General features: G+C 73.1%; 21 protein-coding genes. 9 read left to right on the top strand and 12 right to left on the bottom strand.

All coding sequences use genetic code 11. The annotated features are described in order from the left end of the window. Positions 1 to 41 precede the first annotated feature (41 nt). From hemG to OG802_RS35180, 3 genes are read right to left on the bottom strand one after another with little or no spacing between them, the layout of a single operon-like run. A complete protein-coding gene (gene hemG, locus OG802_RS35190) occupies positions 42 to 1520 on the bottom strand; it encodes a protoporphyrinogen oxidase (RefSeq protein WP_329417757.1) in 1479 nt (492 codons plus the stop codon). A gap of 59 nt (positions 1521 to 1579) precedes the next feature. After that, positions 1580 to 3109 (bottom strand): FAD-dependent monooxygenase, encoded by a 1530-nt coding sequence (locus OG802_RS35185; protein ID WP_329417754.1) that lies wholly within the window; start codon positions 3107 to 3109, stop codon positions 1580 to 1582. A 4-nt stretch (positions 3110 to 3113) separates the two neighbouring features. Beyond that, positions 3114 to 4637, bottom strand: coding sequence for an FAD-dependent monooxygenase (locus tag OG802_RS35180; RefSeq protein ID WP_329417752.1), 1524 nt, complete (start codon positions 4635 to 4637; stop codon positions 3114 to 3116). A 344-nt stretch (positions 4638 to 4981) separates the two neighbouring features. On the opposite strand from OG802_RS35180, the gene OG802_RS35175 reads away from it, so the two are divergent. Together OG802_RS35175 and OG802_RS35170 are read left to right on the top strand one after the other, a co-directional pair. Further along, positions 4982 to 5710 (top strand): SDR family oxidoreductase, encoded by a 729-nt coding sequence (locus tag OG802_RS35175; RefSeq protein ID WP_329417750.1) that lies wholly within the window; start codon positions 4982 to 4984, stop codon positions 5708 to 5710. Between the two features lie 98 nt (positions 5711 to 5808). Continuing rightward, a complete protein-coding gene (locus OG802_RS35170) occupies positions 5809 to 6687 on the top strand; it encodes an NmrA/HSCARG family protein (protein ID WP_329417748.1) in 879 nt (292 codons plus the stop codon). Between the two features lie 6 nt (positions 6688 to 6693). Here the strand turns inward: OG802_RS35170 and OG802_RS35165 are convergent, their stop codons facing one another. Beyond that, complete coding sequence (locus OG802_RS35165) at positions 6694 to 7311, bottom strand: mycothiol-dependent nitroreductase Rv2466c family protein (RefSeq protein WP_329417746.1); 618 nt, start codon at positions 7309 to 7311, stop codon at positions 6694 to 6696. A 207-nt stretch (positions 7312 to 7518) separates the two neighbouring features. Between OG802_RS35165 and OG802_RS35160 the strand changes: the two genes are divergently transcribed. The 4 genes from OG802_RS35160 to OG802_RS35145 are packed head-to-tail and all read left to right on the top strand — an operon-like array spanning position 7519 to position 10350. Next, positions 7519 to 8547, top strand: a complete 1029-nt coding sequence (locus OG802_RS35160) for a methyltransferase (protein WP_329417744.1) — start codon at positions 7519 to 7521, stop codon at positions 8545 to 8547. Positions 8548 to 8599: 52 nt separating this feature from the next. Further along, positions 8600 to 9046 carry a carboxymuconolactone decarboxylase family protein gene (locus OG802_RS35155; RefSeq protein ID WP_329417742.1) on the top strand — a complete coding sequence of 149 codons (447 nt, stop codon included), beginning with the start codon at positions 8600 to 8602 and terminating at the stop codon, positions 9044 to 9046. 17 nt (positions 9047 to 9063) lie between these two features. Continuing rightward, the gene (locus OG802_RS35150) at positions 9064 to 9723 is read left to right on the top strand and encodes a sulfotransferase family protein (RefSeq protein ID WP_329417740.1); all 660 of its coding nucleotides are present in this window, start codon (positions 9064 to 9066) and stop codon (positions 9721 to 9723) included. Between the two features lie 18 nt (positions 9724 to 9741). Further along, entirely contained in the window at positions 9742 to 10350 is a 609-nt protein-coding gene (locus OG802_RS35145; RefSeq protein WP_329417738.1) for a dTDP-4-dehydrorhamnose 3,5-epimerase family protein, read from the top strand. 90 nt (positions 10351 to 10440) lie between these two features. Here the strand turns inward: OG802_RS35145 and OG802_RS35140 are convergent, their stop codons facing one another. Next, positions 10441 to 11454, bottom strand: coding sequence for a Gfo/Idh/MocA family protein (locus OG802_RS35140; protein WP_329417736.1), 1014 nt, complete (start codon positions 11452 to 11454; stop codon positions 10441 to 10443). A 195-nt stretch (positions 11455 to 11649) separates the two neighbouring features. Between OG802_RS35140 and rfbA the strand changes: the two genes are divergently transcribed. Further along, the gene (gene rfbA, locus OG802_RS35135; protein WP_329417733.1) at positions 11650 to 12519 is read left to right on the top strand and encodes a glucose-1-phosphate thymidylyltransferase RfbA; all 870 of its coding nucleotides are present in this window, start codon (positions 11650 to 11652) and stop codon (positions 12517 to 12519) included. A gap of 59 nt (positions 12520 to 12578) precedes the next feature. Beyond that, a complete protein-coding gene (locus OG802_RS35130; RefSeq protein ID WP_329417731.1) occupies positions 12579 to 13655 on the top strand; it encodes a nucleotide disphospho-sugar-binding domain-containing protein in 1077 nt (358 codons plus the stop codon). A gap of 238 nt (positions 13656 to 13893) precedes the next feature. On the opposite strand, the gene OG802_RS35125 is transcribed toward OG802_RS35130, so the two are convergent. Continuing rightward, the gene (locus tag OG802_RS35125; protein ID WP_329417729.1) at positions 13894 to 15069 is read right to left on the bottom strand and encodes a glycosyltransferase; all 1176 of its coding nucleotides are present in this window, start codon (positions 15067 to 15069) and stop codon (positions 13894 to 13896) included. 243 nt (positions 15070 to 15312) lie between these two features. Between OG802_RS35125 and OG802_RS35120 the strand changes: the two genes are divergently transcribed. Then, positions 15313 to 15576 carry a hypothetical protein gene (locus OG802_RS35120; RefSeq protein WP_329417727.1) on the top strand — a complete coding sequence of 88 codons (264 nt, stop codon included), beginning with the start codon at positions 15313 to 15315 and terminating at the stop codon, positions 15574 to 15576. 173 nt (positions 15577 to 15749) lie between these two features. Here OG802_RS35120 and OG802_RS35115 read toward each other — a convergent pair whose 3' ends face one another. From OG802_RS35115 to OG802_RS35090, 6 genes are all read right to left on the bottom strand, one after another. Then, on the bottom strand, positions 15750 to 17714 hold the full coding sequence (locus OG802_RS35115; RefSeq protein ID WP_329417725.1) for a multicopper oxidase family protein: 1965 nt from the start codon (positions 17712 to 17714) through the stop codon (positions 15750 to 15752). A 95-nt stretch (positions 17715 to 17809) separates the two neighbouring features. Then, positions 17810 to 19588 carry an ABC transporter ATP-binding protein gene (locus OG802_RS35110; protein ID WP_329417723.1) on the bottom strand — a complete coding sequence of 593 codons (1779 nt, stop codon included), beginning with the start codon at positions 19586 to 19588 and terminating at the stop codon, positions 17810 to 17812. A gap of 64 nt (positions 19589 to 19652) precedes the next feature. Continuing rightward, positions 19653 to 19790, bottom strand: a complete 138-nt coding sequence (locus OG802_RS35105; RefSeq protein ID WP_329417721.1) for a hypothetical protein — start codon at positions 19788 to 19790, stop codon at positions 19653 to 19655. Positions 19791 to 19954: 164 nt separating this feature from the next. Beyond that, a complete protein-coding gene (locus tag OG802_RS35100) occupies positions 19955 to 20848 on the bottom strand; it encodes an ABC transporter permease (protein ID WP_329417719.1) in 894 nt (297 codons plus the stop codon). Further along, positions 20835 to 21722 (bottom strand): ABC transporter ATP-binding protein, encoded by an 888-nt coding sequence (locus tag OG802_RS35095; RefSeq protein WP_443055477.1) that lies wholly within the window; start codon positions 21720 to 21722, stop codon positions 20835 to 20837. The genes OG802_RS35100 and OG802_RS35095 overlap by 14 nt, the downstream gene beginning before the upstream one ends. Positions 21723 to 21758: 36 nt before the next feature. Then, positions 21759 to 22865 (bottom strand): aliphatic sulfonate ABC transporter substrate-binding protein, encoded by a 1107-nt coding sequence (locus tag OG802_RS35090; RefSeq protein WP_329417715.1) that lies wholly within the window; start codon positions 22863 to 22865, stop codon positions 21759 to 21761. Positions 22866 to 23005: the final 140 nt, after the last annotated feature.

Here is a 23005-nt window from a genome sequence, read left to right as displayed (position 1 = left end):
GGCGTCGGGCACGGCCGCTGCTGTGTCGCGCGGGGGCCGGTTCAGGCCCCGACCGCCGCCGGGCGGGCGGCGGCGTTCTGCCGCACATGGGCCAGGACCTGCTCGGTGGCCTGCCGCGCGGAGGCCATGCACACGCCGACGCCCACGCCGTCGTACAGGGCGCCGCACACGGCGAGGCCGGGCTGGGCGGCGACCGTCTCGCGGATGCGCCGCACCCGGTCGAAGTGGCCGACGGTGTACTGCGGCAGGGCGTCCTGCCAGCGGCTGACGCGGCGGGCCACCGGGGCGCCCCGCACTCCCGTGGCCTCGGCCAGTTCCGCGGTGGCCAGGGCCACCAGGTCGGCGTCGTCGCGCCGCAGCAGGTCCTCCTCGCCGAACCGGCCGATGGAGCAGCGCACGATCTCCACCTCGCCGGCCAGGTGCGGCCACTTCACGGTGGTGAACGTGACCTCCTTGACGGCCTTGCCCTCGCTCGCGGGCACCCGGTAGGCGGCGTACCCGCGGCCGGAGAGGCCGCCGGGGAACGCGGCGCGCGGGTAGGCGAGGGTGACGACCGCGACGCTCGAGTAGGGCACCTCGGCGAACGCCGAGACGGCCCGTGAGGTTCCGGGGACCTGGGCGAGCAGGCTGCCGGCGGGTCCTGCCGGGACGGCTATGACGACGGCGTCCGCGTCGATGTGCTCCGGGGCGCCGGCCGTGCCCACGGTCACCCGCCAGCCGTCGGCGCGGCGGGCCAGTTCGCGCACCGGGGCGTCGGTGCGCACCGTCGCGTCGGGCGCCGCGGCGAGCACCTCGCGCACGAGCACGGCGGGCAGCGAGCCGAACCCGCCGTCGAGGGTCGCCACCCGCACGGGCGGCGGCTTCTCCCCCTCGGCGAGCACGGGGGTCAGCGAGGCCGCCGCGTCCGCCAGCGAGACGTGCGAGCGGGCGGCCTTCGCCAGCGGCGTGAGGGTGGCCTCGAACGACAGGTCCGTCGCGCGGCCGGCGAACACGCCGGCGAGGAACGGTTCGACCAGGCGGTCCACGACCTCCTGGCCGAAGCGTCCGCCGACGTGGTCCGCGACCGAGACGTCGCCCTCGCGGTCGAACGAGGGGAGCACCAGGTCCTGCCGGGCCCGCTCGACGCCCGCCGCGGAGACCACGCCGGACCTGGCGAGGTCGTCCAGGTCGCAGGGGACGCCCATGAACTGACGGTCCGGCTGGTGCCGTACCGCTCCTGCGGTCCAGATCGCCGACGCGGTGACGCCGGCCGACATGATCTTCTCGCCGAGTCCCGCGTCCGCGATGAGGCCGGTCGTCCGGCGCCGGTTGGCGTACAGCGACTCGGCCCCCTCGTCGACGGGGACGCCCGCCACCTCGGAGACGGACAGCTTCCCGCCGAGCCGGGAGGACGCCTCCAGGACCGTCACCCGCACCGGCTCGTCGCGGAGCTGGAACGCCGCCGCCAGTCCCGCGATGCCACCCCCGATGACGACCACATGGGGCTTTCCACTCACCTGATCCTGTTCGGTGCCAGCCATTCCACCAGATCCTTCGTGGTTAGTGTCGTGAGAGGCCGTCTCGGCGCCGGCGTCCGGCGTCAAGACAGGTCCTGGCAGTCTGGCCGGGGCTCTTGGCCCGTCGGTCGAGGGCTGCTGGAGAGCCGGTGGCCGCCGCCGAACCAGCGCTCGAGCGCCTCGGCGAGGTCGTCGGCGGTGCCGGGGGAGGTCCAGGCGACGTAGCCGTCGGGGCGCACGAGGACGGCGTCGAGCGGGGCGCCGGGCGCGGTGGCCCAGGCGCCGGTGACGACCTCGACCCGGTCGGCGAGCCCGTCGGCCGCACGGGCGACGCGGGCGTCGGCGTCATGGGTGGTCAGCAGCAGACCGCGTCCGGTGCGCAGGAGTTCGGCGACGCAGACGCCGGCGCCGTCGGCGAGGGTGAGCGCGGTCCCGGGCGGCATGCGCCGGCCGAGCAGGGGGTGGTCGCCCTTGGCCAGGTCGTAGCGGATGCCGAGGTTGCTCAGCATGCCCGCCGCGTACTCGGCGGCGTCCTTGTGGGCCAGCAGTTCGCCCACCACCTCGCGCACCGGGTCCATGTCCTCGCCGGTGAGCCGCAGTTCGATCGCCGCGCGGGCGTTGCGCGCCAACTGCTCGCCGACGGGGTGGCGTTCGGCGTGGTAGGTGTCCAGCAGGCCCTCGGGGGCCCCGCCCCGCACCGTCGCCGCCAGCTTCCAGCCGAGGTTCACCGCGTCCTGCACGCCCACGCTCAGCCCCTGCGCCATCGCCGGGGGCTGCACGTGCGCGGCGTCGCCCGCCAGGAACACCCGGCCGCGCCGGTACTCGGCGGCGGCCCGTGAGGCGTCGGTGAAGCAGCTGATCCAGCGGCACCGCCCGTGGTGGATGGACTCGCCGGTGAGCCGCTGCCAGGCGTCGGCGAGGTCGGCGAAGGCGATCGCCTCGCGGTCGGCCGGCGGTCGGGTGCCCGCCTCGTGGACGACGACCCGGGTGACGCCGTTCTCCAGGTCCATCGCCATGACCATGCTGCCGCCGGGCAGGTCCTCGCCGATGCGCCGTCGGCGGGTGTCGATCCCGGTGACGTCGGCCGTGAGGAATCCGCGCCGGCCGTCCGTGCCGGGGAAGCCGATCCCGGCCAGTCTGCGCACGGTGCTGCGGCCGCCGTCGCAGCCGACGAGGTACGCGGCGCGGTCCTCGGCCGGCCCGTCGGGGCCGTCGACGTCCACCACGACCTCGTCGTCGTCCTGCCGCAGCGCGGTCACCTCCCGGCCGCGCAGGACGGGCACGCCGAGTTCGCCCACCCACTCCTCCAGCATCCGCTCGGTGCGGAACTGGGAGACCCCGCGGTGCCCGTAGTGGTCCTCGTCCAGCATGCCGAGGTCGATGGGCAGCCCGCCGAAGTGGCTGTCGGCGGGTTCGGTGGCGCCGAGCCGGCCGAGCAGGCCGCGCTGGTCGAAGCACTCGGCGGTGCGCCTGGTGAAGCTCGCGCCGCGCGACTGGCGCGTCGGGGCGGACAGCCGCTCGTAGACGACGACGTCCACGCCGCGGAGCCTGAGTTCGCCCGCCGTCATCAGTCCGACGGGGCCGGCCCCGACGACGATCACATCCCTGGCCATGCGTTCACTCCTTCACGAGGGGCGCCGCCGGCGTTCCCCGGCCGGCGGACTGCGGGGCGCGGCCCGCGCCGAACCAGCGCTCGAGCGCCTCGGCGAGGTCGTCGGCGGTGCCGGGGGAGGTCCAGGCGACGTAGCCGTCGGGGCGCACGAGGACGGCGTCGAGCGGGGCGCCGGGCGCGGTGGCCCAGGCGCCGGTGACGACCTCGACCCGGTCGGCGAGCCCGTCGGCCGCACGGGCGACGCGGGCGTCGGCGTCATGGGTGGTCAGCAGCAGGCCGCGTCCGGTGCGCAGGAGTTCGGCGACGCGGACGCCGGCGCCGTCGGCGAGGGTGAGCGCGGTCCCGGGCGGCATGCGCCGGCCGAGCAGGGGGTGGTCGCCCTTGGCCAGGTCGTAGCGGATGCCGAGGCCGCTCACGACCCCGGCGACCTGCTCGGCGGCGTCCTTGTGGGCCAGCAGTTCGCCCACCACCTCGCGCACCGGGTCCATGGCCTCGTCGCCGAGGTAGAGCTTGGCGGCCGCGCGGGCGTCGCGGATCAACTGCCGTCCGACGGGGTGGCGTTCGGCGTGGTAGGTGTCCAGCAGGCCCTCGGGGGCCCGGCCCCGCACCGTCGCCGCCAGCTTCCAGCCGAGGTTGGCCGCGTCCTGAAGTCCGGCGCTCAGCCCCCAGGCGGCGAGCGGGGGGATCTCGTGGGCGGCGTCGCCCGCCAGCAGCACCCGGCCGCGCCGGTACTCCTGGGCCAGCGCGGAGGAGTTGCCGGAGGCCCACAGCCACAGGCACCGGGCGCCGTGGATCGACTCGCCCGTCAGCCGCCGCCACGCGTCGGCGACCTCGGTGAACGTGAGCGCGCCCGGCTCCGGGCGGGCGGGCAGGTCCGGGTCGTGGACGACGACCCGGCAGCGGCCCTCGCCCAGCGGGGTGCACACCACCATGCGGCCGCCGGGCAGCCGTTCGCCGATCGGCCGGGGGCGGGGGGTGACGCCGGTGATCTCCGCGGTGTACATGCCGCGGGTGGGCTCCCAGCCCGTGGCGGGGATGCCGGCCAGCGCGCGCACCGTGCTGCCCGCGCCGTCGCAGCCCACCACGTAGCGGGCCGCCTCGTCGCGGTGGCCGTCGGGACCGGTCAGGGACACCACGACGCCGTCGGCCGTCTCGCGCAGCGCGCTCACCTCGTGAGCGCGGCGCACCGGCACGCCGAGTTCGTCCAGCCAGGCGCCGAGGGCCTGTTCCGTCCTGGTCTGGGACAGGCCCAGCACCCCGCTGTGGTCCTCGTCGAGCAGGCCGAGGTCGAAGCGGACCCCGCCGAAGTGGCCCATCGGGCCCCATCGGAACGCGCCCAGGCGCGGCAGCAGCCCGCGCTGGTCCAGCGACTCGGCGGTGCGCCGGTTGAAGCCGAGTGCCCGGGACTCCTCGGTCGGGGCGGGCAGCCTGTCGTAGACGGCCACGTCGGCCCCGCCCAGGCGCAGTTCTCCGGCCAGCATCAGGCCGACCGGCCCCGCACCGACCACTATGACGTCAGTTGTCTTCATTCTTTGAGGCCCTCTGCGCTGTGGCAATGGTTGGCCATGGTGAAGCTACTCAGGGCGATCTCGGGTCGCAACGATTCCGAATTCCGCGGGCGCGGTGCGGTGTTCGACCGTGGAGTCGGCGCAATTGAACACGGCGGTGAACAGCGGCGGTGATCAGCCGCGACGAACGGGCGGCGGTGAACGCTTGAGTGCGCGGTCCGCGCCGCAGCAATATCGTCGGGCGCCTTCGGGTTTTCTTCTTCCCGGGCCTTCCCGGGCCTTCCCGGGTTTCCCCGGGTTTCCCCGGGTTTCCGGATCTTCCCGGAGTGAATGCGCAGATTACCGGCCGCTGAAAGGAAGCTGACGTGACAGACGAGAAGATCGCCCTCGTCACCGGCGCCAACAAGGGCATCGGGTTCGCCGTGGCCCGCCGGCTCGGCGAGCGGGGGATCGTCGTCGTCGTCGGCGCCCGCGACGAGACGCTCGGCAAGCAGGCCGCCGACGCGCTGGCCGCGGACGGCATCGCCGCGACGGCGCTGCGGCTCGACGTGACGGACCCGGAGGGCGTGGCCGAGGCGGCCCGCGAGATCGAACGGCGGCACGGCCGGCTCGACATCCTGGTGAACAACGCCGGCACCGCGGGCGGCTTCACCGGCGCGCCGAGCGCGGCGACCGCGGCCGACCTGCGGGAGGTCTACGAGACCAACGTCCTCGGCGTGGTCACCGTGACCCACGCGATGCTGCCGCTGCTGCGCCGCTCCCCGGCCGGCCGGATCGTCAACCTGTCCAGCCACGTGGGGTCGCTGACCCTGAACTCGGACCCGGACTCCCCGCTGGCGGGGGTCAACATGATCGCCTACCAGTCGTCGAAGACCGCCCTGAACGCGGTCACCGTCGCCTACGCCAAGGAGCTGCGGGGAACCCCGGTCAAGGTCAACGCGGCCCTGCCCGGAGTGGTGGCCACGGACATCAACCACCACCGCGGCCCCCGCACCCCCGCCGAAGGGGCCGCCGTCGTGGTCCGGCTCGCCCTGCTGGACGAGTCCGGCCCGTCGGGCGTGTGCCTGGCGGACGAGGGGCCCGTCCCCTGGTAGCGGACGGCCCCGACGCGCGGCGGCCGCCCCACGGCCCGCCGCATCCGAACCGCACCGCCGGACCAGTCCCCGGCGGGCACGAGACATGGAGACAGACTGTGGCGCTTGACGGAACGATCCTGGTGCTGGGCGGGACCGGCCGGCAGGGCGGGGCGGTGGCCCGCGAACTGCTGCGGCGCGGGCACACCGTGCACGCCCTGGTCCGCGACCCGGCCAAGGCGGAGGCGGAGGCGCTGCGGGAGGCGGGCGCGGTCCTGGTCCGCGGCGACATGGACGACGAGGCGTCGCTGGCGGCGGCGATGCGGGGCGTCCACGGCGTGTTCAGCGTCCAGACGTTCCGCCAGCCCGGCGGCGTCGAGGCCGAGGAGCGGCAGGGCCGTGCGGTGGCGGACGCCGCGGTGCGCGCCGGGGTGCGGCACTTCGTGTACAGCTCGGTCGGCGGCGCGGACCGCGACACCCGGGTGCCGCACTTCGAGAGCAAGCACCGGGTGGAGCGGTACCTGCGCACCCTGGACCTGCCGACGACGGTGCTGCGGCCGGTCATGTTCCACGACATCCTGCTCGACATCGCCCCGCGCCCGGCGGGGGACGGGCTGGTGCTGGCCATGTGGCTGGACCCGCGGATCCCGGTGCAGCTCATCGCGACCGACGACATCGGCGTGTTCGCCGCGGACGCCTTCGAGAACCGGGACGCCTGGCTGGGCCGGGTGGTCGAGATCGCCGGCGACTCCCTGACGGGCCCGCAGATGGCCGCGGCCTTCGAGGCGGCCTCCGGCGTCCCGACGCGCTACCGGCAGCTGCCGATCGAGCCGCTGCGCGACGCCCGCCCGGACCTCGCCAACATGTTCGACTGGTTCGAGCGCGACGGTTACCGCGCCGACCTGGAGGAACTGCGCCGCTCGCGGCCCGGCCTGGTCACGCTGGAGCGCTGGCTGACCGAGAACTGGACGGCGCCCGTGGCCGCGGCGGCCCGCTGAGGCCGCTCAGGTGAAGACCGGCTGCCGGGTGCGGGTGCGCTTGAGCTCGAAGAACCCCTCGGTCGCGGCGACGGCGAGCACCCCGTCCCACAGCCGCGTCGCGGCCTCCCCGCGCGGGGAGGGCGTCACGACGGGCCCGAAGAACGCCACGTCCCCGACCGCGACGACGGGGGTGCCGACGTCCGCGCCGACCCGGCCGATGCCGTCGTGGTGCGAGGCGCGCACCGCGCCGTCGTACGCGTCGCTGCCGGCCGCGTCGGCGAGGGCGGGGTCGAGGCCCGCGGCGGTCAGCGCCGCCGCGTACGTGGCCCGCTCCCGGGGCGCGCGCTCCAGGTGGAAGCGGGTGCCCAGCTCGGTGTACAGAGCGCCCAGCACCCGCGCGCCGTGGGCCTGTTCGGCGGCGGCGCACACCCGCACCGGCTCCAGCCGGGCGGCGAGGTCGCGGTGCCAGCGCTCGGGCAGGTCGGCGCGCCCCTCGTTGAGGACCGTCAGGCTCATCAGGTGCCAGCGCACGTCGAGGGGCCGCTGCCGGGCGACCTCCAGGATCCAGCGGGACGTCAGCCACGCCCAGGGGCAGGTCGGGTCGAACCAGAAATCCACCGGGGTGGGAATGTCGTGCTCCAACGGGTCCTCCTCGACGTAGCCGGGCCGGAACAATTTGGCAAGCAGGGCCGGAATTTCACTGGAGTGGCGCTGGACGGCCCCTGTTCAACCGCTCAAATTCCCCGGTTGAACACGTGAAGGTCATTGCGGGAGTACGGAAGTTGCGGTTTCGAGAATCGCCGACCTATTGTCTGGAATCCGCGAAGAATGCACTCCGAAAGGAAAGGCATGTCCGTGCTGCCCGAGGTTCGTGACCAGTCAGACTCGTATGCGCTGCTCCATCTCGTCCAGGGCGCGGTGATCACCCAGGCGATATCGGTCGCGGCCCGGCTCGGCGTCGCGGACGTGCTGGCCGGCGGTCCGCTGTCCGCCGGGGACATCGCGGCGCGCGTCGGCTCGCACCCGGAGGCGACCCACCGCCTCCTGCGGGCGCTCGCCGGTCACGGGGTGTTCGCGGTCCGCGCCGACGGCCGGTACGAGAACAGCGCGCTGTCCGAGCCGCTGCGCGAGGACGCCCCGGACTCGATGCGCGGCTTCGCCCTGCTGATGAACCACCCCACGCTGTGGGAGGAGTGGGGGCACCTCTTCGACACCGTGGAGACCGGCGAGGCCAACCTGCCCAAGCTGCGCGGCATGGGCGCGCTGGACTTCTTCCACGCCCACCCCGACTACGCGCGGGTGTTCTTCCAGGCGTTCGGCGAACTGTCCGCCTCGGAGACCGACCCGATCCTGGCCGCCTACGACTTCTCCGGCTTCGGCACGGTCGTCGACGTCATCGCCGGCCGCGGCAACCTCCTGGCGGGCATCCTGAAGCAGGCGCCGGACGTCAAGGGGGTGCTGTACGACTCCGAGATCGCCACCGTCGACTCCCCGGCGCTCTTCGAGGCGGCCGGAGTGGCCGACCGGTTCACCATCGAGCACGGCGGCTATCTCGGCACGCTGCCCTCGGGCGGCGACGCCTACGTCTTCAAGCACATCATCCACGACTTCTCCGAGGCCGACGCCGTCACCGCGCTGCGCAACGCGCGCGAGGCGATCGCGCCCGGCGGGAAGCTGCTCGTCGTCGAGTACGTGATCCCGGAGAACAACGACAAGCACCTCGGCAAGACCATCGACCTCTGGCTGATGCTGATGCTCGGCGCCCGCGAGCGCACGCTCGCCGAGTACCGCGAGCTGTTCGCGAAGGCCGGCTTCGAACTCACCAGGGCCGTTCCCACCAGCGCGCCGATCTCGGTCATCGAGGGCATCCCCGTCTGAGGCCGCCGCGAGCAACCGACTCATTCCCGCATACCGCACAGGAGAAGACCCGATGACCCCACGGATGGACAACCCCTCCCTGGTCGTTCCCGGCGCCCTGCAGCCCCTGCTCGACCTGACCGAGGTCATCGGCAAGGTGGGCGTGCCGCAGACCACCCTCGACCTCGTCCGGCTGCGCGTCAGCGAGATCAACGGCCGCGTCTACACGTTCTCCGACGACCCGCAGCAGGCGAAGAAGACGGACGAGCGGCTGAAGCGGGTGGCCGACTGGCGCACCGAGACCTGCTTCGACGAGGCCGAGCGCTGCGCGCTGGAGATGGCGGAGGCCGTCACGCTGATGACCGACCCGCAGGACATGGCCTCGGACGACGTCTGGGAGAAGTCCTCCCGGTACTACACCGACGAGCAGCTCGGCGCGCTGGTCATGCACATCGGCCTGGTCAATTTCTGGAACCGGGTGAACGTCGCCACCCGCCAGGAAGACGCGGCCTGGCGCTGAGAAGGGAAGACGGCACCGTGCTGAAACTCATCAACGCCGGTCTGGGCAGGACCGGTACGACCTCGCTGAAGGCGGCCCTGGACCGGCTCGGCCTGGGCCCGTCCTTCCACATGTTCGACATCGTCGGCGACGCCGGGCGGCTGCGGCAGTGGGAGAAGATCGTCTGCGACGGCGAGCGCCCCGACTGGGCGGCCGCCTTCGACGGCTACCGCTCCGCCGTGGACGGCCCCTGCGCCGTCTACTACCGGCAGATCAGCGAGGCGTTCCCCGACGCCAAGGTGCTCCTCACGGTGCGCGACGCCGACAGCTGGTACCGCAGCACCCACGACACCCTGTACCAGTTCGCCCTGCGCAGCGCGGCGAACCCGCCGGAGCCCGGCAGCGCGCAGGCCCGGCTGTTCCGCGTCACCAGCGCCCTGGTCTGGGACGGGCTGTTCGGCGGCCGGTTCTCCGACAAGGACCACGCCGTCGAGGTGTACCACCGGCACAACGAGGAGGTGGTGCGCGTCATGGGCGCCGACAACGTCCTCGTCTACGACGTGCGCGAGGGCTGGGAGCCGCTGTGCGCCTTCCTCGGCGTCGACGTCCCGCGCGAGGAGTTCCCGCGCACCAACGACACCGCGTCCATGCGGCAGCGGATCGCCGCGGCGGCCGGCGCCGCGGCCGCCACCGGCTGAGCGTGTGAGGAGCCTTCGGTGCTGATAACGGAAATGACGGTCCCGGGCGCCTACCGGCTCGAGCCGGAGCCGCTGAGCGACCGCCGCGGCCACTTCTTCGAGTCGGTGCGGGCCAGCGCCCTGCTGGCGGAGAGCGGCTGGGAGTTCACGGTGCGCCAGGTCAACTACTCGGTGTCCCGGCGCAACACCCTGCGGGGCATCCACGGCACCACGGTGCCGCCCGGCCAGGACAAGTTCGTCACCTGCGTGCGCGGCAGGGCCCTCGACATAGCCGTCGACCTGCGGGTGGGCTCGCCGACGTTCGGCTGTTACGACGTCACCCTCCAGAGCCCCGAGACGGGGACGGCCGTGTACCTGCCGGACGGGGTCGGGCACGCCTTCCTCGCCCTCACCGACGACACCTGCATGAGCTACCTCTGCTCGCAGGAGTACGTGCCGGGGACGATGATCGACGTCGACGCGCTCGACCCGGCCCTCGCCCTGCCGTGGGACCTGAAGGAGCCGCCGATCCGCTCGGACAAGGACGCCGCGGCGCCCACCCTGGCCGAGGCGGCGGCGGCCGGTCGGCTGCCCACCTGGGAGCAGTGCCCGCCGCGTCCGCTCACCGCGGCGGCGGACGGACGGTAGCGCGGGAGGACGCGTACGGCGGCCGGCGTCCCTGGGACGCCGGCCGCCGTACGCGTCCTCCCGCACGCGGGGGGCCTCACCGGCCCTCGCTCACCGGGTCCGCCCGCCGAGGGCCTGCGCGCGGACGTCCTCCATCAGCCGCGCCTGCCGCACCAGTTCGCGGTGGTGGCGCGCCCGGGCCGCCGGGTCCCGCACGGCGTCGTGGAACGTGGTGAACACGCCGACGAACTGGTCCGAGGCCGGGGCGAGGATCTGCGTCTCGCGGTCCTTCTGCTGAAGCCGCAGCACCGGGCGGGCGCCGACCGAGGGCGTGAACGCCCACTCCAGGACCAGCCGCCCCTCGCTCCCCCACAGCTCGTAGGCCGACCGGTAGCCGTGCGACAGGCCGAAGGAACAGCTCGCGCTGACGCCGTCGTCGTCGCCCAGCAGCGCCGCACCGGAGACGTCCACGCCCAGCTCCGGATCCCACTTCAGGCCGGCGCCCAGGACCCGCGCCGACGGCCCGAGGTACTCCTGGGCCGCGCGCACCGGGTAGCAGCCGACCTCCCACAGCGCCCCGCCGCCCAGGTCGGCCTGGTACTTGATCCCGCGCGGATCGGTCGGCGGAATGCCGAACACGCCGTGGTACGAGCGCAGCCGGCCGATCGCGCCGTCGTCCACCAGGGCCCGCGCCTGCGCGTGCTGGGGGTGCCGCAGGAACGCGAAGTTCTCCATGACGACCAGCCCGCGCTCCTCGGCGAGCGCGACGAGTTCGCGGGCCGTCCCCTCGGCGGGCACCGCAGGCTTCTCCAGCAGGACGTGCTTGCCCGCCTCCAGCGCCCGGTGCGCCCACTTGGCGTGCTCGCTGTTCGGCAGCGGGATGTAGACCGCGTCGACGCCGGGCAGCTCCAGGAGCCGCTCGTAGCCCTCGACGGCCGCGCAGCCGGCGGCGGCCGCCGCGGTCCGGGCCTTCTCACGGGAACGGCTCGCGAGCGCCACCAGCCGGAACGGCGAGCGGCCGATCGCGGGGAGGGCTCGGCGCACGGCGATGTCGGCGCATCCGATGATGCCGATACCGGCCCTCTGCTCGGATTCGAGAACGGGCGTCAGATCTTCGATTTCCACAGGTCCACCTAAACGACGACAGTAAATGCGCATGCCTGAACCGGTATGCCGTCAGCCTGAGTAAGCAGAGCCATGCCTGTCAACAAGGACGCTATTCGAAGGGGAGAGCGCCGGGGAGCCTTTCGGCCGGATGGCCGACGCCGATAAAGTGCGAGCACTGCCTAATTGGCACGAAGGTACTGAGGAGGCGCCACGGTGAAGGGCATCATCCTGGCCGGCGGCAATGGCACGAGGCTCCATCCGATCACTCTCGGGGTCTCCAAGCAAATGCTCCCGGTCTACGACAAGCCGATGATTTACTACCCGCTTTCTGCACTGATGCTGGCGGGGATCACCGAAATCGAGATCATCACCACGCCCGAGGACTCGGAGATGTTCCGGCGGCTGCTGGGCGACGGCTCCTGGCTGGGCATCACCCTGACCTACGCGGAGCAGGACAAGCCCCGGGGGCTCGCCGACGCGTTCCTGGTCTCCGAGGACCACATCGGGGACGACTCCGTCGCCCTGGTGCTGGGCGACAACATCTTCCACGGCTACGAGTTCGGGCCCATGCTCCAGCGGGCCGCGCAGGACATCAAGGGATGCGTCCTGTTCGGCTACCCGGTGCGCGACCCCGAGCGCTACGGCGTCGGCACCCTCGACGAGCAGGGCAGACTCATCGCCCTGGAGGAGAAGCCCACCGATCCGCAGACCAACATGGCGATCACGGGGCTGTACCTCTACGACAACCAGGTCGTCGACATCGCCCGGCGGCTGCGGCCCTCCGAACGCGGCGAGCTGGAGATCACCGACCTCAACCGCGTCTACCTGGAGCGCGGCGAGGCCCAGCTGATCCCGCTGGGCCGCGGTTTCGTCTGGCTGGACACCGGGACCCACGACGCGCTCATGGAGGCCGGGGACTACGTCCAGGTGCTGGAACACCGCCAGGGCGTGCGCATCGCCTGTCTGGAGGAGATCGCCTGGCGGATGGGCTACATCGACCGGGAGTCCTGCTACCGGCTCGGCAGCCGCCTCGCCCACTCCTCCTACGGCCGGTACGTCATGGAGATGGCCCAGGCCGGCTGACCGGCCCCGCACCGCGTACCGCAGCCCCCGCGATCCCCAACGGAAGAAGTGCGACAGCCATGAAAATACTGTTCACCGTCGGTGGCAGCCAGGCGGCCGTCTTCGGCGTCGCCCCCCTCGCCGCCGCCGCCCGCAACGCCGGCCACGAGATCCTGCTGGCCGCCGACGAGCCGCTGATGGCGGCCGCACAGTCCGTCGGGCTTCCCGCGGTCTGCATCACTCCCGAGCGGATGCGCTACGGCCAGGACGGCATGACGGCCGCCGCCCGCATCGACGCGCTGCTCGACCTGACCCGGCAGTGGAGCCCCGACCTGGTCGTCGGCGGCCTGTCCCACGTCCCCCGGGTGCTCGCCGCCCGGCTCAAGGTGCCCTACGTCCGCCACATCTGGCACATCGCCCCGATGGCGCGCCGGGACCGCACGGCGGTGGCGGAGCTCCAGCCGCAGCTGGAGCGCCTCGGACTGACCGAGCTGCCGCCGCCCGACCTCTTCATCGACCTGTGCCCGCCGGCGCTGCGCCCGCCCGGCGCCCCCGCCGCGCGGGCGATGCGCTGGGTCCCCCGGGTGAGCCAGCGCCGGGTCGAGCCGTGGATGTACACCCGCCCCGAGGGCCGCCGCCGGGCGCTGATCACCGCCGGCACCCGCAACCTGCTGCTGGACACCCCCGGCGCCTCGCTGAGCCGCCTGGTGGACGAGCTGACCGGGGCCGGGGTGGAGGTGCTGATCGCGGCGCTCCCCGAGGCCGCCGAGCGCTACGGCCCGCAACTGGGCGACGTGCGCATCGGCTGGATCCCGCTGGACGTCGTCGCCCCCACCTGCGACCTGGCGGTCCACCACGGCGGCGCGACGACGGCCATGACGCTGATCAACGCGGGGGTGCCCCAGCTGATCGTCCCCGACAACGGCTACGGCAAGGCCGTCGCGGAGGCCGTCAGCGGCTTCGGCGCCGCCGTGCTCGTGGACCCGCACCGGCCGCAGGAGGGACGCGGCCAGGACGAGGTGATCGTCGCCGGCTGCCGCGAGATCCTCGAGGACCCGCGGTACGCGGAGCGGGCCCGTGCCGCGGCCGCGGAGGCCGCGGCGCTGCCGACCCCGGACGAGGTGCTGCGCGAGATCGAGGCCCTCGCCGCCCGCTGACCGCACACGCACACCCGCACCCACACGCACGCCCCCACACGACAGGGACGGCCGGGCCGAAGCCCGGCCGTCCCTGTCGTCCCTGCGCGGGTCCTTTCCCGCGCGCGCGTTCCCGCCCGCCACCGCGCCCCCGCAGACGACACGCACGACACGCACGACGCCGGTCGCCCCGGGATCCGCGGAGAGGTCCTCCGCGGTCCCGGGGCGACCGGCGTCGCCGGGGCCGGCATGCCGGCCGTCAGACCAGCGCCTCCAGCTTGGGCACGATCTCGGCGGGCGTGGGCAGCGTCGAGATCTCCTTGGCGATGAACTGCGTGCGCTCCGTGTAGCTCGGGTTCTCCAGCAGCTCGCGGCACGCCGCGGCGATGACCTCGCCGGGCGCCTTGTCGGGCTCCTGCGCCTGCGGCCACAGCGTGCGGCCGGCGCCGAAGTCGGTGATGGCCTTGGCGATGGCCTCCCGATGGTAGTTCGGCGGGAACTCCGGCGGGTTCTCCGGGATGACCAGCTGCGGCACGCCGTTGGCCATCAGCGTCGTCGCGGTGGTCGCGCCGCCGTGGTGGACCGCCAGATCACAGGTGGCGGCGGTGACGTCGATCGGGATCCAGCCGACGCGCGCGTCGCCCAGCTCGGCGCCGAACCGCTCGACCGCGCCCGGGTTCGCCGCGATCAGCGCCTCGGCGCCCAGCTTGTTCAGCTCCTTGACCAGCAGCGGCATCGACCAGCCCGGGTCGCGGAACATCAGGCTGCGGAACCCGGAGGTGATCACCACGCGCTTGCGGCCCTCGGGGCGGGTGTACATCCAGCGCTCCAGCCGGCGCTGCGGGTTGCTGGGGATCCAGCGCATCGGCTGCGCGTCCGGGTCGTGGGACGGCCGCATCGACGGCGGAGTGGAGTCCAGGAGCAGATCGGGCTTGAGCAGCCCGTCCACGCCGAGGCGCTCCAGCTCCGGCCGCAGCTCCGCCTCGGCGCCCGGGTCGATACCGGTGAGCGGGATGCCCAGGTACTCGATGTGACGCACGTAGGGGACCTTCAGATGGGCGGCGAGCAGCATCGCGGCGTAGCTCTGCGAGCTGCCCACGACCACGTCCGGGGTCCAGTCCTTGGCCAGCTCCAGCAGGGACTTCACCCCGGCCAGCCCCATCTGCGCGAAGCCGCGGCCCTGCCCGAACATCTCCTCGTCGCCCAGCTCCCGGGGGAAGCGCAGCCCCTTGCCCGGGTTGCTGATCCGCATGAAGTGCCGGATCGGGTCGACGGTGAAACAGAAGGTGGGAAGGCCGATGGCCTCCGCGGTCTCCACCCACGGCTCGTGGGCGGCCAGCACGACTTGGTGGCCCGCGTTGCGCGCGGCCGTCGCCAGCGGGGCAGCGGCATAGTAGGTGGCCTGACTGCCCGTGGTGATGAACAGGATTTTCATGGCACTCCGGATGCTTTTCGTGGGATGCGGGCCTGCGGCAATTGCGAACAGTTCCGATGGTCCGCAGCACTGCCTTTCCCTGTCAATCACCGGCAATTGGCAACCCCGTTCAATCGCGGATTTCCCGCAGTTGAACGCGGTATTCTCCGGACTTCATTGCGCACTCTCCGGCCGCTGACCATCATGAGGTCGGTACGTGTGGCCAGGAAGCCTCAGAAACCGGATAGCGAAAGTCGGTGGCACATGAACAGCCTGATCTACGAAGCCCGGATGGCTCTCCGTGACGTCATGGAAGTGAACATCTACAGCCAGGGCAACGACAAGGTCTATCTGACCGTTTTCCCGGAGCTGGTCTGGGAGGGCACCGAGAAGACGCAGCCGGAGAAGGTCGTGCAGAACGTCATCGGCCGTCTGCACGACATGGACCTGGACGTCGCCGACGGCGACGCCTCCGTGCGGACGCTGCTGGACGCCGGCGCCGTGGAGATCGTCCGCAAGGCCGCCTGACCGCCCCGGCGGCCGGCGCCCCCAGGCTTTCGCCGCGCACGGCGCCCCGCGCGCCCGGCCCCACCCCCGCCCGGCCCCCCGAGTGCCCGCGCCGACCACCGCCGCGGGCACTCGTCGTGCCGCCCTTCGTGACCGCCCTTCGTGACCGCCCGCGGGCCCGTCCGCGGCGGCCGTCAGTGGTGGCCTTCCGCATGGCCTTCCGCGTGGCCGCCCGCGTGGCCGGGGCCGGCGGGGGCGACCACGAGCGGGCGCGTCATGTGCTGTTCGTGCTCCAGCATGTGGCAGTGGTGGACCCCCCGGCCGACGACCGGGAAGCGGACCGCCACGGTGACCAGCTCGCCCGGGGTGCCGTTCGGGCCGGGCCGGATCTGGCCCGCCGTGCCCACCCGGACGACGTCCTTCACCCCGCGCTCGTGCGGCTCCAGCTCCGCCGCCCCCAGGTACGCGACGGGCCTGGCCGAGCCGCGGACCGTCCGGTCGAACCCGGTCACGTCGTAGGTCTCGCGGGACAGCACGTGGAAGTGGGCCAGGTGGATGTGCATGGGGTGCGGGGAGGCGGCGAGGTTGAGGTACTTCCAGATCTCCGTGCCGCCGTGCGCCACGGTGAACGCGCGGCCGTCGTCGTAGCCCATGGCCGTCCGGCGCAGCGTGGTGACGCTCCCCGCGGCGTCCTCGACCTGGACGATCCCGGCGGCGGGCAGCGTGAGGCCCGCCGCCTCGCTCTCGGGCACCTCCTCCATCTCCCACAGCTCGGGCATGTTCGCCGATCCCGGCCCGGCCAGCACCACCCACCGCGGGGCGCTGTCGTGCGGCAGGTCGTGGTGGGTGGGCCGCTCGAAGGTGGAGGACAGGACGGCGGGCGGCGTGAACCGCCCGGCGGACCCGCGCCCGGCGACGCGGAACTGCATGACGTCGGGTTCCAGCAGGTCGTTGCGGGGGCTGGACGCGCCGGGCGGCACGCCGTCCATCGTGTTGACGAGCTTCAGGGACCGGCCGCGGAACGCGCTGAAGTCGACCAGGACGTCGGCGCGCTCGCCGGAGGAGAGGTTGAGCGCCCCGTCGACCGGCAGCGGCTTGTCGATGAGGCCCTGGTCGGTGCCGATGACGTGGAAGGCGCCGGGGACGGGCCGGCCGTCGGCCAGCAGCATCAGCCGGTAGATGCGGGAGTTGGCCGTGTTGACGATCCGGAACCGGTACCAGCGCGGCTCGACCTCCAGATAGGGCCAGATCACGCCGTTGACCAGGGTGTAGGGGGCGGCGTGGACGCGCATGAGCTTGGTGCCGACCATCTCCACCTTGTGCACGAGGCGGCCGGTGAGGGCGCCCGAGTCGTCCAGGGCGAAGTTGCGGTCGGCGAGGACCAGCGGCACCTCGTGCCGGCCCCTGGGCAGGCCCAGCGCCCGCTCCTCCTCGTCGCGGCAGACGAACAGTCCGGCGAGTCCCGCGTACACGCTGAAGCGGCTCACGTGGTGCGTGTGGTCGTGGTACCAGAGCGTCGTGGCGGGCTGGTCGTTCGGGTAGGCCGACAGCTGCACGTCGCCGGGGCCCGTCAGGTTCTCCATCCAGCCGTCGTTGCCGCCGCCGGTCAGCATGCCGTGCAGGTGCACCGCGGCCCACGGCTGGAGGCCGGCCACGCCGGGGACCTCCTGGCAGCCCTCGGTGCCGGGGTAGTTGGTCAGCGGGTCGGGTGAGGGGCCGCCGGGCCGGCCGAAGTCGACGGCGGTGACCGGGATGCTGCCCGTCAGGTGGTTCTCCCAGGCGACCCGCAGCCGGCGGCCGCGGACCGCCTCGACGGTGGGGCCCGGGTGGCTTCCCTCGTACGTCCACATCGGTACCGGGGGCAGCTCCGAGTGCACCCGGACGTCGGCGGTGCGCATACGCACGGTCAGCTCGTCGTGGCCGCCGCGGGCGACGGGCCGCAGCACCGGCGGGATGCGCAGCGGGTCCTTGAACTTCGTCAGCATCAGCCCGTCCGCCGACGGTTCGGCGCCGCCGGTGCCGGCGCCCGGTGCGTCCGGCGCGGCGAGGACGGTGTAGGCGGGCACGAGCGCGCCCAGGCCCGCCAGGGCGCCGCCGCGCAGCAGGGTGCGCCGCTTGAGGAAGGATGGGTCCGGTGTTCCGGCAGACGCGGTCTCCATGCGCCGGATGGTAGGCAATGGGCGCTGCACAGCCGCTCGAAGTCCCGTCCAGGCAAGGGATCTTGGCGCTCCGTGCGCCGGTCGCGGGCCGTGCCCTACACGGCCGCCATCTCGGTGTCCCGGCGGACGAGCGCCGCGTAGTGGCCGCCGAGGGCGAGCAGCTCGTCGTGCGTGCCGCGTTCGGCGACGCGCCCGCGCTCCAGCACGATGATCTCGTCGGCGTTGCGGACCGTCGACAGCCGGTGCGCGACGGTGATGGTGGTGCGGCCCTCGCTCGCCGCGTCGATGGCCTGCTGGACGGAGCGCTCGGTCTGGGTGTCCAGCGCGCTGGTGGCCTCGTCGAGGACGAGGACCGGCGGGTCGCGCAGAATGGCGCGGGCGATCGCCAGCCGCTGCTTCTCGCCGCCGGAGAACCGATATCCGCGCTCGCCGACCACCGTGTCGTAGCCGTCGGGCAGGGACGTCAGGTAGTCGTGGATGTGCGCCACCCGCGCCGCCGCGACCAGTTCCTCGTCCGTGGCGTCGGGCTTGGCGAACCGCAGGTTGTCGGCGACCGTGGCGTGGAAGAGGTACGACTCCTGGGAGACGACGCCGACCGCGGCGGCGAGCGTGTCGAAGGACAGGTCGCGCACGTCGACGCCGTCGATGGTGACGGCGCCCGAGGTGGCGTCGTACAGGCGCGGGATGAGGTAGCTCAGCGTCGTCTTGCCCGAGCCGGTCTCCCCGACGACGGCGAGGCTGCGCCCGACGGGCACGGTGACGTCGATGCCGTCCAGCGTGGGCCGTTCGGCGCCCGCGTAGCGGAAGCCGACGCCGCGCAGCCGCACCTCGCCGCGCAGCCGCGCCGGTGTCACCGGCCGCTCCGGTTCGGCGACGTCGACGGGCAGGTCGAGGTATTCGAAGATGCGGCCGAACAGCTCGAGGGAGCTCTGGATGTCCAGGCCGATGGTCAGCAGCCGCTGCGCGGGCCGGAACAGGATCTGCTGGAGGGTCGCGAAGGCGACCAGCTCGCCGATGGAGACGGCCATCCGGCCGCCGCTCGCGGTCAGTCCCGCCACCCAGTAGATCACCGCGGGCATGGCCGCCATGACGACCCAGATGGTCGACTGGTACCACAGGCCGGCCGTGCTCGCGCGCACCTCGGTCTCGGTGAGCTTGCGGGACTGCGCGGCGAACGCGTCGCTGAGCGAGCGCGAACGGCCCATGGTGTGGCCGAGCATGATGCCGCTGACCGACAGCGACTCCTGCACGTTGGACGACAGGTCGGCGAACTGGCGCTGCCGCGAGCGGGTCAGGACGCGCAGTTCGTCGCCGACGCGGCGGCTCACCCAGACGAAGCCCGGCAGGACGACCAGCGACGCCAGCGTCAGCCGCCAGTCGAGCAGGGCCATGGCGGTGACGGTCGCCAGGACCGTCGTCACGTCCGACACCAGGGCGGTCGCGGTGGTCGTCACGGTCACCTGCATGCCGCCGATGTCGTTGGCGATGCGGGACTGGACCTCGCCGGTGCGGGTCCGGGTGAAGAAGGCCAGCGACATGCGTTGCAGGTGGGAGTAGACGGCGGTGCGCAGGTCGTGCATGACCAGCTGGCCGACCCGGGCGGACAGGTACGTCTGCCACACGTTGAACGAGCTGTTCGCGGCCGCGACGACGATCATGCCCAGGGCCAGCAGGGACAGCAGTCCGGTCCGGCCCTGCGGCAGCGCCACGTCGATGATCTCGCGGATCAGGAAGGGGTTGACGAGGGAGACCAGCGACGAGGCCGCGACCAGGAGCGCGACGGACAGCAGGCTTCTGCGGTACGGGCGGAACAGCTTGAGGATGCGCCGCTTCTGCACGGGGGCGTGGGCAGTGGCCGACCCGGTGGTGGTCACCCTGGTCTCCTTGTCTTCGGTCGGGTCCGGACGAGGGGCGCGCGACGGGAGGCGCGGTGACGTCTCACAGGTCGTCGGCCAGCGCGGCCCACCGGACGAACTCCTCCTCCGACACCGGGGGCGGGAAGGGCAGTTCGGCCGGCGGGAGCACGTAGTCGGGCCAGGGGTCGGGCAGGTGCGCTCCGTACCATCCGAGTCCCATCCACATGACGCCCTCGCCGAGGCTCCTGCCGATCGCCCTGAGAGCGGATGAACGCCGTGCCCGCATGTCGGTCTCCGTTTCGCCGGCCAACCCTTCACCGCCACCTTGGGCGACGCCTCTCAAGAAGCGGCGGGCAATCGGTCGAGCCCCGCTCGAGGCCGGTCTCAGGTGCGCACGAGCAGTCCGCGGCTGCGCAGCACCCAGCGTTCCAGCGGGCTGAAGAGCAGCAGGTCGATGGCGATGCCGACGACGAGGATGAGCACGATGGCCTCGAAGACCATGGCCGTGTCGCTGGCGTTGCGGCCGTTCTCCAGCAACTGGCCGAGGCCGACGCCGAGATCGGGGAAGGACGCGATGATCTCGGCGGCCATGAGCGACCGCCAGGAGAACGCCCAGCCCTGCTGGAGCCCCGCGACGTATCCGGGCAGCGCGGCGGGCAGGGTGACGTGCCAGGTGCCCCTCAGTCCGGTGGCGCCCATGGTGCGGCCGGCGCGCAGGAAGAGCGGCGGCACCTGGTCGACGCCGGAGACCAGGCCGTTGGCGATGGAGGGGACGGCGCCGAGCAGGACGACGGCGTACATCATTCGGTTGTTCAGGCCCAGCCAGATCACCGCGGGCGGCACCCACGCCACCGACGGCAGCGACTGGAGTCCGGACAGCAGGGGGCTGATCGCGGCGCGGACGAACCTCACCCGGGCCACCAGCAGTCCCAGCGGGGTGCCGATGGCGAGGGCGAGCAGGAAGCCGAGCAGGCCGCGGGAGGCGGACGTCCAGATGTAGCCGAGGAGTTCGCCCTTCAGCCAGGCGTCCCGCAGGACGTGCCACACGTCGGCGGGGGCGGGCAGCTTGGCGGGGTCGTCGACGATCCCGAAGGAGACGAGGCCCTGCCAGAGGGCCAGCACCAGCGTGACGGCGACGACGGGCGGCAGGACCGTGCCGGTGAGGACCCGCCGGATCGGCGTGCGCGTCCTGGGCGCGGTCTCCAGTGCGTCCAGGCCCGCCTCCAGGCCGGCGAGGTCGCCGCCCGCGTCCTTGGCGAAGGTGTCAGTGCCGGGCATGGCGGCGGATCTCCTCCCGCAGTTCCCCGGTGATCTCGACGGACAGTTCCGCCACGGCGGCGTCCTCGATGCGGCGCGGCTGCGGGATGTCCACCGTCCACTGGCGCACGACGCGTCCCGGCCGGGACGACAGCAGCACCACGCGCTCGGCGAGGCGGACGGCCTCGCGCACGTTGTGCGTGACGAACAGGACGGACAGGCGGGTCTCGCGCCAGATGCGGGTCAGTTCGTCGTGCAGGACGTCCCGGGTGATGGCGTCGAGGGCCGCGAACGGCTCGTCCATCAGCAGCAGCCGGCTCTCCTGTGCGAGCGCGCGGGCCATCGCCACGCGCTGGCGCATGCCGCCGGACAGCTCGTGCACCCGCTTGCCGTGCGCGCCCTTGAGCCGGACCAGCTCCAGCAGCTCCTCGGCGCGTTCGCGGCGCTCGGCCCTGGGCACGCCCCGCAGGCGCAGGGCGAGTTCGACGTTCTTGCCCGCGGTCAGCCACGGGAACAGGGCGTGTTCCTGGAACATCAGCGCGGGACGCCCGTCGGTGTCGATGCGTCCGCTGCCCGGCCGGTCCAGCCCGGCCACCAGGTTCAGCAGGGTGGACTTCCCGCAGCCCGAGGCGCCCAGCAGGGTGACGAACTCGCCGGGGGCGATGTCGAGGCTGATGTCGTCCAGCACGAGCTGGTCCCCGGCGGGGCCCTGGAACGACTTCGAGACGTGCGAGATCCGTACGGCGGGCTCGGCGGCCCCGGCGTTCGCGGCGGTCCTGCCGTCCCCGTCGGCCCCGGTGGTCGCGGTGGTCGCGGTGATCGCGGCGGCCCCGGCGGCCTCGGCGGCTCTGGTGGTCGCGGCGGCCTCGGCGGCCTCGGCGAGGGTGGTGGTCATGGTCGTCACCTCCTGGTCAGTGGTCGTGGTCCGGGCTCACCGGCGCACGCCGAGCCCGGCGTCGTCGACGGCGGCCTCGCCCTCGGCCGCGAGGACCTTGTCGAGCAGCGTGAGGTCGTAGATGCCCCGCAGGTCGGGGCGCTCCAGCAGACCGGCCCGGACGGCGTGGTCGGCCTGCGCGGCGAGGGTGGCGGCGAGCGGGTCGTCGGTCACCTGCAACGACTTCCAGGCCGGGCCCATGACCTCGGCGGGCAGCGCCTTGCCGGTGTCGCGGCCGATCTGCTCGTTGGCGGCGGCCATGGCCTGCGCGGGGTGGGCCCTGATCCACCGGTTGGTCTCCACGGACGCCCTCAGCACGGCCTCGACGGCCTTGGGGTGCGCCTTCAGGAACTTCTGCGACACGACGATGTTGGTGGTGGCGAACCGCCCGTGCGGCCACAGCGACGCCTCGTCGAGCAGCACCCTGCCGCCCTCGGCGACCAGCTTCGACGCGGTCGGCTCCGGCACCCACGCGCCGTCGATCGCCCCCGCCCTGAAGGCGTCCGGGGTGACCTTGTTGTCGCTGCGGACGAGGGTGACGTCGCCCCTGCCGGTCATCGGGGAGATCTTCCAGCCCTGTCCGGCGGCCCAGTGGAGGAAGGCCACGTCCTGGGTGTTGCCGAGCTGCGGGGTGGCGATCCGCTTGCCCTCGACGTCCCGCACGGACGTGATCCTGTCGGGGTTCACGACCAGTCTCACGCCGCCGGACGCCGACCCGCCGACGATGCGCAGGCTCGTGCCGCCGGACTTGGTGTAACCGTTGATCGCCGGGGACGGGCCGATCCAGCCGATGTCGACGGAGCCGGCGTTCAGCGCCTCGATCTCCGAGGGACCCGCGTTGAACACCGCGTACTTGGCCTCGGTGGCGCCCAGCTCCTTCTGGAAGAAGCCCTTGCGGTTGCCGACCAGCGCGGTGGCGTGGGTGACGTTGCCGAAGTAGCCGATCATCACGGAGTCCAGGCCGTCGGTCTTGTGCGCCTGGGGGGCGATCTTCGCGGCGCTCTCGTCCGTGGCGCGGGACCCGTAGCCGCAGCCGGCGAGGAGCAGCAGCGGCAGCGCGGCCAGGGCCGCGAGGACGCGGCGCGGGGCGGTGGTGGCAGACACGGGGAGGGATCCTCTCGGTGGCCCCGGCGGTCACGGCCGCCCCGGCGCGGGGTCCGCGCCGGTCGGGCCCGGGCCGGGAGGCGGTCGGCGGGCGAGTGCACGAAGCGGTGCGACGTCCCGTCAGCCCTGGTCGGGGTGGT

The organism is Streptomyces sp. NBC_00704 (genome assembly GCF_036226605.1).
Lineage (GTDB): Bacteria > Actinomycetota > Actinomycetes > Streptomycetales > Streptomycetaceae > Streptomyces.
Note: the sequence above shows the minus strand (reverse complement) of the source record. Positions and strands in the feature narration are given on the sequence as shown.

Bases quoted from the DNA above. Each gene is read 5' to 3' on its own strand.
- OG802_RS35120 (WP_329417727.1), top strand. From the start codon at position 15,313: ATGAACAGCCTGATCTACGAAGCCCGGATGGCTCTCCGTGACGTCATG.
- OG802_RS35155 (WP_329417742.1), top strand. From the start codon at position 8,600: ATGACCCCACGGATGGACAACCCCTCCCTGGTCGTTCCCGGCGCCCTG.
- hemG (WP_329417757.1), bottom strand. From the start codon at position 1,520: ATGGCTGGCACCGAACAGGATCAGGTGAGTGGAAAGCCCCATGTGGTC.
- OG802_RS35185 (WP_329417754.1), bottom strand. From the start codon at position 3,109: ATGGCCAGGGATGTGATCGTCGTCGGGGCCGGCCCCGTCGGACTGATG.
- OG802_RS35180 (WP_329417752.1), bottom strand. From the start codon at position 4,637: ATGAAGACAACTGACGTCATAGTGGTCGGTGCGGGGCCGGTCGGCCTG.
- OG802_RS35095 (WP_443055477.1), bottom strand. From the start codon at position 21,722: ATGACCACCACCCTCGCCGAGGCCGCCGAGGCCGCCGCGACCACCAGA.
- OG802_RS35160 (WP_329417744.1), top strand. From the start codon at position 7,519: ATGTCCGTGCTGCCCGAGGTTCGTGACCAGTCAGACTCGTATGCGCTG.
- OG802_RS35130 (WP_329417731.1), top strand. From the start codon at position 12,579: ATGAAAATACTGTTCACCGTCGGTGGCAGCCAGGCGGCCGTCTTCGGC.
- OG802_RS35125 (WP_329417729.1), bottom strand. From the start codon at position 15,069: ATGAAAATCCTGTTCATCACCACGGGCAGTCAGGCCACCTACTATGCC.
- OG802_RS35100 (WP_329417719.1), bottom strand. From the start codon at position 20,848: ATGCCCGGCACTGACACCTTCGCCAAGGACGCGGGCGGCGACCTCGCC.
- OG802_RS35105 (WP_329417721.1), bottom strand. From the start codon at position 19,790: ATGGGACTCGGATGGTACGGAGCGCACCTGCCCGACCCCTGGCCCGAC.
- OG802_RS35115 (WP_329417725.1), bottom strand. From the start codon at position 17,714: ATGGAGACCGCGTCTGCCGGAACACCGGACCCATCCTTCCTCAAGCGG.